Source organism: Collinsella sp. D33t1_170424_A12 (assembly GCF_015554865.1).
GTDB lineage: Bacteria > Actinomycetota > Coriobacteriia > Coriobacteriales > Coriobacteriaceae > Collinsella.
On the sequence record NZ_JADNJJ010000066.1, the window covers coordinates 1 to 9,193 of the forward strand.

Annotated in this window: 9 protein-coding genes; 8 read left to right on the top strand and 1 reads right to left on the bottom strand. The window is 60.4% G+C overall.

All coding sequences use genetic code 11. From position 1 onward, the window contains the following. Positions 1-165: 165 nt before the first annotated feature. Positions 166-891, bottom strand: a complete 726-nt coding sequence (locus tag I2E26_RS03255; RefSeq protein ID WP_195419587.1) for a GntR family transcriptional regulator — start codon at positions 889-891, stop codon at positions 166-168. A gap of 220 nt (positions 892-1,111) precedes the next feature. Here I2E26_RS03255 and I2E26_RS03260 point away from each other — a divergent pair, with 220 nt between their 5' ends. The 8 genes from I2E26_RS03260 (at position 1,112) to I2E26_RS03295 (ending at position 8,965) form a co-directional block, all read left to right on the top strand. After that, complete coding sequence (locus tag I2E26_RS03260) at positions 1,112-2,104, top strand: SIS domain-containing protein (RefSeq protein ID WP_195419588.1); 993 nt, start codon at positions 1,112-1,114, stop codon at positions 2,102-2,104. A 172-nt stretch (positions 2,105-2,276) separates the two neighbouring features. Continuing rightward, positions 2,277-3,335 carry a DMT family transporter gene (locus tag I2E26_RS03265; protein WP_195419589.1) on the top strand — a complete coding sequence of 353 codons (1,059 nt, stop codon included), beginning with the start codon at positions 2,277-2,279 and terminating at the stop codon, positions 3,333-3,335. A gap of 256 nt (positions 3,336-3,591) precedes the next feature. Beyond that, on the top strand, positions 3,592-4,509 hold the full coding sequence (locus I2E26_RS03270) for a PTS mannose/fructose/sorbose transporter subunit IIAB (RefSeq protein WP_195419590.1): 918 nt from the start codon (positions 3,592-3,594) through the stop codon (positions 4,507-4,509). Positions 4,510-4,568: 59 nt separating this feature from the next. Next, a complete protein-coding gene (locus I2E26_RS03275; protein WP_147587862.1) occupies positions 4,569-5,366 on the top strand; it encodes a PTS sugar transporter subunit IIC in 798 nt (265 codons plus the stop codon). A gap of 13 nt (positions 5,367-5,379) precedes the next feature. Further along, positions 5,380-6,219 (top strand): PTS system mannose/fructose/sorbose family transporter subunit IID, encoded by an 840-nt coding sequence (locus tag I2E26_RS03280; protein WP_187231572.1) that lies wholly within the window; start codon positions 5,380-5,382, stop codon positions 6,217-6,219. A gap of 255 nt (positions 6,220-6,474) precedes the next feature. Beyond that, the gene (locus tag I2E26_RS03285) at positions 6,475-7,458 is read left to right on the top strand and encodes an SIS domain-containing protein (protein WP_195419591.1); all 984 of its coding nucleotides are present in this window, start codon (positions 6,475-6,477) and stop codon (positions 7,456-7,458) included. A 59-nt stretch (positions 7,459-7,517) separates the two neighbouring features. Continuing rightward, positions 7,518-8,147, top strand: a complete 630-nt coding sequence (locus I2E26_RS03290) for an HAD family phosphatase (RefSeq protein ID WP_195419592.1) — start codon at positions 7,518-7,520, stop codon at positions 8,145-8,147. Between the two features lie 95 nt (positions 8,148-8,242). Next, entirely contained in the window at positions 8,243-8,965 is a 723-nt protein-coding gene (locus I2E26_RS03295; protein ID WP_195419593.1) for a GntR family transcriptional regulator, read from the top strand. Positions 8,966-9,193 lie beyond the last annotated feature (228 nt).

Here is a 9,193-nt window from a genome sequence, read left to right on the forward strand (position 1 = left end):
CGATTTTTCCACTCACTTCGGGGGTGCCAGGTTGTTTTTGGTCCGCCGACCCCTCGAAGTGAGTGGAAATGCGGCAGGTTTCTGCGGTCGGAGGTGGTGTCTGCCGCCACGCGGCCGTGTCCTCATTGGACGGCGCCGTCGTTCCTCGCTGTCGATCGTCAGGGGCTAGCGGATGGGTTCTGTGTATTTTGTCTTGTCGGTCCGCATGACGCGCTTCGAGACATGGAGCGGCCTGCCATCGATGCCGTAGACGAAGTCCGTTACGAGCATGAGCGCGGTGTCGCGCTCGACGTCAAGCAGAAACGCCTCGCGCGGGCGGGCGAAGCAGACCTCAAACGTTTTATGGCCGTTGGCGGGGACGCGGTGGAAGCGCTCGCGTAGTGCGGTGTAGAGCGAGCGACGGTCGAGGTCGGTGTCGAGCAGTTCTTTGAATTCCCTGGGCAACCAGGTGGTTTCCAAGCAGAACGCCTCGCGGTCGAGATAGCGTAGGCGTACGAGCTCGACGACCGGGCTTGCGGGGTCGACGCGTAGGAATGAGGCCGTGTCCGAAGGCGCGTCCGCCATGCGAGCGTCCACGAGGCGCGTTTCGAACTCGGATCGGCCACCTTGCATGCTCGTGGTGAAGCTCGAGAATACGGTCTCATCGGCATGGGATTGCAGGGTTTTAGAGACGAACGCGCCGCGACCGCGCTTCTTTGCAACGAGTCCTTCGTCCACAAGTATCTTGAGTGCGTGGCGCACCGTACTACGCGAGAGGCCGGTGTCGGCGATTAGCTCGGATTCCGATGGCAGCTTGGAGCCGCAGGGATACACGCCGCGGATGATTTTTGATCGCAGCTCTTCGGCGAGCTGGCAATAGAGGGCATCCGTGGATGTGGTTCTTACATTCATAATCGGTCTCGAATCTTAGTGATATCACAAACTTGTATGCCACTTACAGTAGCTTACCTGCTGTCCAAATTGTGCTCAATGATAGGGGAAATGTCGATATATGCCGTTTACGGCCAATAATACGCCGTTCATCGTAGACAACCCTTCGTAGGTGGTTTTAAGTCCTATATTTAACTTGTATCAATAACTAATTATATGGATGACGAAAGGACTGATACTCATGAATAAGCAGGAACAAGTTCGAGACATGGTTATCCGGATTCTCGAGAACAAGAAGCATGTGGGCGGTATCAGGCGCGTGGTGTGGGTCGGTGCTGGCGGTTCGAATGGCGGCAACTACCCCGCTCAATACTTTATGGAGCACGAGGCGGCCCTCATCGCGTCTTCGAGCTATACCAGCAGCGAGTTCGTTCGCGCTACGCCGCGCTATGTGGATGAGAATACGCTCGTTGTCGCCGTTTCCATGCGCGGCACGGCCGAGACCATCGCGGCGGCCGAGGTGGCGCGCGAACTGGGTGCTGCGACCGTGGGCGTGTACGTGGACGAGTCGCGCCTCACGGATGTTTGCGAGTATAAGGTCCAGTACGGCAGCCTCGCGGTTGACGAGACCGACATGGGCGAGACAAACTCTGCCGTTGTGACCATGATTGCCATGGAGCTCGTGCAGCAGACGGAGGGCTATGCGGAATACGATTCGGCGATGGCGGCGTTCGGCCTCATCGACCCCATCTACCGCAAGGCGGTTGCCTATACTGCGCCGCTTGCCGAGGCCTGGGCGCAGCAGAACGCCGACAAGCCCTGCATCAACGTGATGGCGCAGGGCCCGCTGTACGGCGCGGCGTACGTCTTCTCCATCTGCAACATCCAGGAGATGCTCCAGATCGATTCCTGCACGATCAACACGTGCGACTTCTTCCACGGGCCCTTTGAGATCTTGGACAAGCGCACGTCGCTGTTCCAGCTCATCTCGGTGGGTCGGTCGCGCGCGAACGACGAGCGCGGCGTCCGCTTCTTGGGCCGGTACGGCGGGGACCGCGTCTACCAGCTCGATGCGAAGGAGCTCGGCTTGAACGACATCAAGGATTCGGTATCCGAGTACTTCAATCACCTGGTCTTTTCCCCGATTCTGAATAACGTTTATATGCGTGCCCTTTCTCGGGTCACCCATAAGGACTACATGACCCGTCGCTACATGTGGAAGCTTGCATACTAGCTGGACGCGCTGCACCCACGCTGCAAGTGGCACCTCCCGTGGTCCGATCTGCCCGATGAAATCGCCGGATCGCCCGACCAAGCAAGGATCTCTTGAAGAAGTATTGAAACATCTATAACGAGTATAACGTCTGTTATAGTAAGTGAGCTGATCGACTGGAGGGAGCGGAGTCGTGAACGTGAAAAAAGGCTATGCGATGGTGCTGATCGCAGCGCTGACGTGGGGATGCATCGGCATCTTCGTCAACGATCTCACTGCGCTGGGGCTGGGTTCGGCGAGCATCGCTGCGTTGCGTTTGTTGTTCGGTGCGGCGATGCTGGCACCCGTGCTCGCTGTGATGGGGGCGCGCGGGTCGGGGGTGCCCGTGGGGGAGCGACCGTCTGCGCGCGCGTTGTTCCATGTGCCGCTCTCTTCGCTCGTCCCCTGTGCGCTCGTGGGCATCGTGGGGCTCGCGTTCGCCAACCTCGGGTACTACATTTCCATGGGCGAGGTGGGCATGTCGACAGCGTCGGTCCTGCTCTACACCATGCCGGTGTTCGGGGTGGCGCTGGGGCGGCTGCTCTATCGCGAGCCGGTGACCTCGAGCAAGCTCGCCTCGATCGCCATCAACGTTATCGGATGCGTGCTGGCGGTAACCAATGGCGACTTCTCCACGATGGGCTTCTCGGCGCTCGGCATCATAGCCGGCGTGGCCGCGGGTTTCATGGGTGCCTTGCTGGCAGTTTTCAGCAAGGTCGCAACAAAGCGGGTGCATCCGCTGGCGGTGACGTTTTACGGATTCGTCTTCGGCGGTGCGACCATGCTCGCCCTGGCGTGCCCTTGGACGGATATCGCCGCTGCGGCGAGTCCGCGATTGCTGCTCGTCCTGCTGGGGTTTGGCCTCATCCCGACGGCTTTGGCGTACATTTTCTATATGAACGGATTGTCGATGGGGCTCGAGGCGTCCAGGGTGCCAGTTGTCGCTTCGTTCGAGACGGTCACGACCGTGCTGGTGGGTATTGGGGTCTACGGCGAGTCGGCTGGTCCAGTGAAGATGGCGGGCATCTGCCTGGTGCTTCTTTCCATCTTCGTGATGAACACGAGCTTCGAGAAAATTCGCCGCAGTGAGCTTTATGGTCATGTGGCGGAGTCCATGCGGTTCAGCGGGCGGGCATGGGCGCAGGAAAAGGCGGCGGGCTACGCCGAGTTCGTAAGCGGCGGCGACTGGCAGGCATGGGTCGCGCTGCGGTAATGCCAGGTGCGGGCTGGAGCCGTGTCGCGCCGTACTCCGTGTGCGAGCGAGGTGCGCCCATCGGGCGGGATCATGGCTAAACCATAGGCGATGGCTGACTCGCCTTTGAAACATACTATGACGTATATAACGGGTGAACGGTCGCTATAGATCAGTGGACGGTACATATTTCCAGAAAATACCATAGTCTGCTAAAGAACCCTCGACATACTAGCTAAGTCATCTATAATGACCATAACGACTAAGAGGAGGCGTGATGAATCAGATAATTCTGGCATCGCACGGCGGGCTCGCAGCAGGTGTCCGCGATACGTTGGCAATGGTCCTTGGCGACGTCCCCAACGTCCACGTTATCTCGCTTCTGCGCGATGACAAAGAGCCCGTTACGGGCAAGGCGGCTGCTCTCATCGAGACGTTTGATGCCGCAGATACCATCTACGTCTGCACGGACATGATGGGATCGAGCGTCAACAACTCGATGGTGGAGCTGATGGAACGCGACGATCGCATCACCGTGATCAGCGGTATGAACATGCCGCTCGTGCTCACGCTCGCGATGTCCCCCGTGCCCATCCAGGGTAAGGAGCTCGTCGATCTGATCCAGGAGGCGCGCGCCGGTCTGGACAACTGCCGTGACTCCGTACCCCTGCTGGCCAAGGCACCTAGGAAACAGGTCGTCGCCGGCAAGGGCGGCAAGGCGAACATCGTGCTGGTGCGTCTGGACTACCGCCTGCTTCACGGCCAGGTCGTATTCTCCTGGGTCAACTCGGTTGCCGCCAGCCGCATCATCGTGGTGGACAACGAGGCGGCGTCCGATGAGATTAAGAAGGGCGCGCTCAGGCTCGCCAAGCCGGCCGGCGTGTACCTCAACGTGTACACCGTCGAGAGGGCGCTCTCCAAGATGGAGAAGCTCAACACGCTGGGCGAGAACGTGATGTTCGTATTCGGCAACGTGCGCGAGCTGCTTCAGTTCGTGAGCTCCTATCCCTTCCCCGAGGTCAACTTTGGTGCGGCGGCCAACCACGACGGTGCCGAGCCGGTTGGCGGCAAGGACAGCTCCGTCTTCCTCGATGCCGCAGAGAAGGCCGACGCCCAGAAGATCTTGGACCTCGGCATCAAGATCTACGAGCAGCAGACGCCTACGCAGGCGCGTACGGATATCAGCTCGTTCTAAGCAGGCATGTATCCCCGAACCGTGGGGTTTGCAACGAATACTTCTGAGAGGAGAAGGTAATGGATACGTTCATTAGCGCGCTGCTCGTCGGCCTTGTCGGCGTGTTCTGCATGCTCGACTCGCGCCTGTTGGGCCGCCTGAACTTCGAGCAACCGCTGATCGGCGCGACGCTTGTCGGCCTGGTGCTGGGCGATGTGCCCACCGGCCTTGCCGTCGGCGCGGCGGTCGAGCTGGTCAGCATGGGTCTGGTCCAGGTTGGTGCAGCGGTTCCGCCCGACATGGTCCTGGGCGGCATCGTCGCCTCCGCGTTCGCTTGCTTGACCGGCGCATCCGCCGAGACGGCCATGACGATCGCAATCCCCGTCGCGGTCCTCGGGCAGCTGCTCGGCATCGTGTTTCGCTCTATCATCGCGGCGCTCACCCATGTGGCCGATTCCGCTATCGAGGCCGGTCGCTTCAAGAAGGCCTACCGTATGCACATCGTGGCTGGTACGGCGCTTTACTCGCTTATGTACTTCCTGCCGATCTTCGCCGCGGTCTTCGTGGGTACCGACGTCGTCCAGGCGATCGTTGACATGATCCCAGCTTGGATCACCGACGGCTTGAACGTGGCCTCCAAGATCCTCACCGCCTATGGTCTTGCACTCCTGCTCTCGATGATGCTCAACAAGGGCATGACGGTCTTCCTGTTCCTGGGCTTCATGCTCGCATCCTATCTGGGCCTTTCCGTGATCGCCGTCTCGATCTTCGGCGTCATCCTCGCGCTCATCCTCATGAGCATCAAGTATGCCAACAACGGCGGCGTTGCCATCGCGGGCGCCGGGGCCGAATACGATCCGCTCGAAGACGATGAGTAAGGGGGAGAGCACCATGGCTAACGAGATCGCTAATCAAGACGTATCGCTCAACAAGAAGATTTGGCAGTTCTTCTGGCGCTCCTGGGCAATTCAGGACTCTTGGAACTACGAACGCCAGATGAACATGGGTTTCCTGTACGGCATGGTTCCCACGATCGACCGCTGCTATCCGGACGAGACCGATCCCCAGCAGCTCGAGGCCAAGAAAGAGGCCTACCGTCGCCACATGGCGTTCTATAACTGCACCCCGCAGACGAGCGCCTTCGTCCTCGGCCTCGCATCCTCCATGGAGGAGCAGTACGCGAAGGACCGCGCCAGCGTGAACCCCGATTCCATCAACGCGATCAAAACGTCGCTGATGGGCCCGCTCTCTGGTATCGGCGACTCCTTCTTCCAGGGCACGATTCGCGTCATCGCCTTCGGCCTCGGCGTGCAGCTCGCGCAGCAGGGCTCCATTATGGGCCCGATCCTGGCGATGGCCATCTCCATCGTTCCGTCCGTTCTCATTACCTGGTTCGCGGCCAAGCTCGGCTACCAGGGCGGCCATGAGTACCTGCAGAAGCTGCAGGGCGGCAACATGATGGACAAGCTCATGTATGTCTGCGGCATCGTGGGCCTCATGTCGGTGGGCGCCATGATCGCGACTCTCATTGGCGCTACCACGCCGCTTGCGTTCTCCGACGGCGCCGTGGTCATTCAGGACATCCTGGATTCCATGATGCCGAACATGATTCCGCTGGCGCTTACCGGTTTGATGTATTGGCTCATCAAGAAGGGCGCGAACACCCTGGCGCTCCTCGCGATCGCCATCGTCGGAGGCATCGCCCTCTCCGCTCTGGGCGTCCTCGTCTAGCACCTGTACCAAGCTCATGCCGCGCCCGTTCCCAGCTGCGGGAATCGCGACGCCCCGCAGAAGGGCTTCGCGACCGAGGCGCGTTGCGACTCCGATAGACACTCCACCCCTGGTGGGAGGCCGGCCGGCATTCGGTTCCCTAAGTCGAGGCAGCCCAATCTCCGCTGCGACCGTCCGGCCCTCCCGTCAATCACCTGGTAACAACGGCCCGCCATACGGCGGGGCTGAGCAAGCAACCGAAAGGATGTTTTGAACATGTACGAGATCGACCTCAACCTCCCCAAGCAGATCGTTGCCGACGTCCTGTCCAACCATGAGATCCACAGCGTGGCCTTCGTGGGCTGCGGCGCCTCCATGTCCGACCTGTACCCGGCCAAATACTTCCTGGCTAACAACACCGATAAGCTGAACGTTCAGATCTTCACCGCCAACGAGTTCAACTACGACACCCCGAAGTGGGTTGGCGAGCATACTTTCGTGATTACCTGCTCGCTGGGCGGCACCACGCCCGAGACCGTGGAGGCTAACAAGACCGCCAAGAAGCACGGCTGCCCGGTGGTCGCCATCACCAATAAGGCTGGCTCCCCGCTCACCGAGGGCGTCGACCACGTGATCGTCCACGGTTTCCACGCCAACTTCGCCGCCAAGTGCGAGAAGCCCGGCTACGCCATGGCGCTCGCTCTTGAAATCCTGCAGCAGACCGAGGGCTATGACCACTACGAGGATATGGTCTGCGGCCTCACCAACGTCTTCGAGCTCTGCGAGAAGTCCGCCCTGCAGGCCGAGAAGGTCGCCGAGCAGTTCGCCCAGGACTTCAAGGACGACGAGATGATCTACTTCATGGCTTCCGGCGCCTCCGAAAAGATGGCCTACTCGCACGCCGCCTTCCTTTTCACCGAGATGCAGTGGATTGACGCCGCCGCCTATAACACCGGCGAGTACTTCCACGGGCCCTTCGAGGTCACCACGCCCGGCAAGCCCTACGTCTTCTTCATGTCCGACGGCGCGACCCGTCCGATGGACGCCCGAGCCCTCACCTTCCTGCAGCGCATGGACGCAAAGGTCGCCGTCATCGATGCCAAGGACTATGGCCTGGCCGACGCCGTGCCCGCGAGTGTTGTGACTTACTTCAACCCGCTGCTGCACCTTGCTGTCATGCGCGTGTACGGCAACAAGATCGCCGACGCCCGCCAGCACCCGCTGACCAAGCGTCGCTATATGTGGAAGCTCACCTACTAGTTCGATTCGGCGGGGCGGTTCCTTGCGGGGCCGCCCCTTTTTTATTCGAGGAGGTTCCCATGATCAAGGCCGTGCTGTTCGATAACGACGGCGTATTGGTTGACACGGAGTGGTTCTACAACCGTCGCCGCGCGGCATATTTGGAGACCAAGGGCTTCGTGTTCGACGAGATTCCCGACCTGTCCGGCACAAACGACATCTATGTGTGGGAGTACTACGAGCCCGATGACCCCGTTCGACGCGAGGAGCTGAAGCGGGGCTACCTGCCTTATATGGAAGCGCATCCGGTGCCCTATGACGAGCTTGTGAACCGCGACGCGCGCCCCGTCATGGAGGCGCTGCGGGCGCGTGGCGTGAAATGCGCCATCGCGAGCTCGGGGCAGATCGAGATGATTCAACAGCTGGTGGACGCCGCTGGTCTGGAGGACGTACTCGACCTCAAGTTGAGCGCCCATGACTGTGGCGCGTTCAAGCCCGACCCGGCGGTGTACGTCCGCGCGATGGAGCTGCTGGGGGTTGAGCCGGTGGAGTGCCTGGTGGTCGAGGACTCGCCTTTTGGCATCGAGGCGGGCGTGCGCTCGGGTGCGCGGACGCTGGCGCTGAGGCCCAGGGAGGGTGTTGAGCTCGACCAATCGGGTGCCCACCGGGTGATCGATAGCCTGTGGGACGTGCTGGAGGAGCTCGGTTAGGATGTGCCGTCCCCAGGCGCGCGTGCAACACGTTGTCAATATGGTTATAATTATAACGACATATATGATGATGTAGATGAATGGATGAGAGCGCTATGGCGACGAATAGGACGACCCCGCTGTACCAGCAGGTTTTTGCAGAGATTAAGGGGGCGATCGAGAACGGCGAGTATGCGCCCAAGGAGCGCATTCCGTCCGAACCCGAGCTGGCGGAGCAGTACGGCGTGAGCCGCATCACGGTGCGCCGCGCCGTCGAGGAGCTGTGTTCGGAGGGCTATTTGGTGAAGCAACAGGGGCGTGGGACCTTCGTGAGCACGCCTCACATCAATCGTCGCCTGCTGCAGTACACCGTGGCGCGAGGTTTCACGCAGGTGTGCGAGGACAACGGCATGGAGCCGGGCGCGCGCGTGCTCAATCGCTTGATCGTGCCGGTGCGCTCCGAGGAGGCTCGTCTGCTTGATTTGTCGGAAGAGGCGTTGCTGTTGTATGTCCAGCGCATCCGCACGGCGGATGGCCAACCCATCTTCGAGGAGAATATCTTTTTGCCCTACGAGGGCTACCAGTCCTTGATGACCGAGGACTTAAATGATGTGTCGATGTTCGACAAGATCTCGGAGGTGGGCGGGAAGCGTCCGGAGGTGCCGCTTATGCGTACCGTGGAGGCGGTGCGAGCCACGAGCGAGCAGGCAACGCGCCTGGCGATCTCTCAGGGTGATCCGCTGCTGTTTCTGAACGTGTGCTTCGGCGATGCGGACCGCAAGCCGGTGTGCATCGGTCGCCAGTATTACGTGGGCAGCCGCTATCGATTTGTGCTTTAAGCAGTTGTCGGCGAAGCGAGGCGAAAAAGCAGCTCCTTTCGAGCCCTCCCCCTCGAAGTGAGTTGATTTTTTCGAAGGGGGCGAGTAGACCCCTGTTGGGGGTGCGCCTCACCTGGGGTTTTCTTGCAAATTGCAGCGGGATATCGGGCGTCTCTCGATTTTTCCACTCACTTCGGGGGTGCCAGGTTGTTTTTGGTCCGCCGACCCCTCGAAGTGAGTGGAAATGCG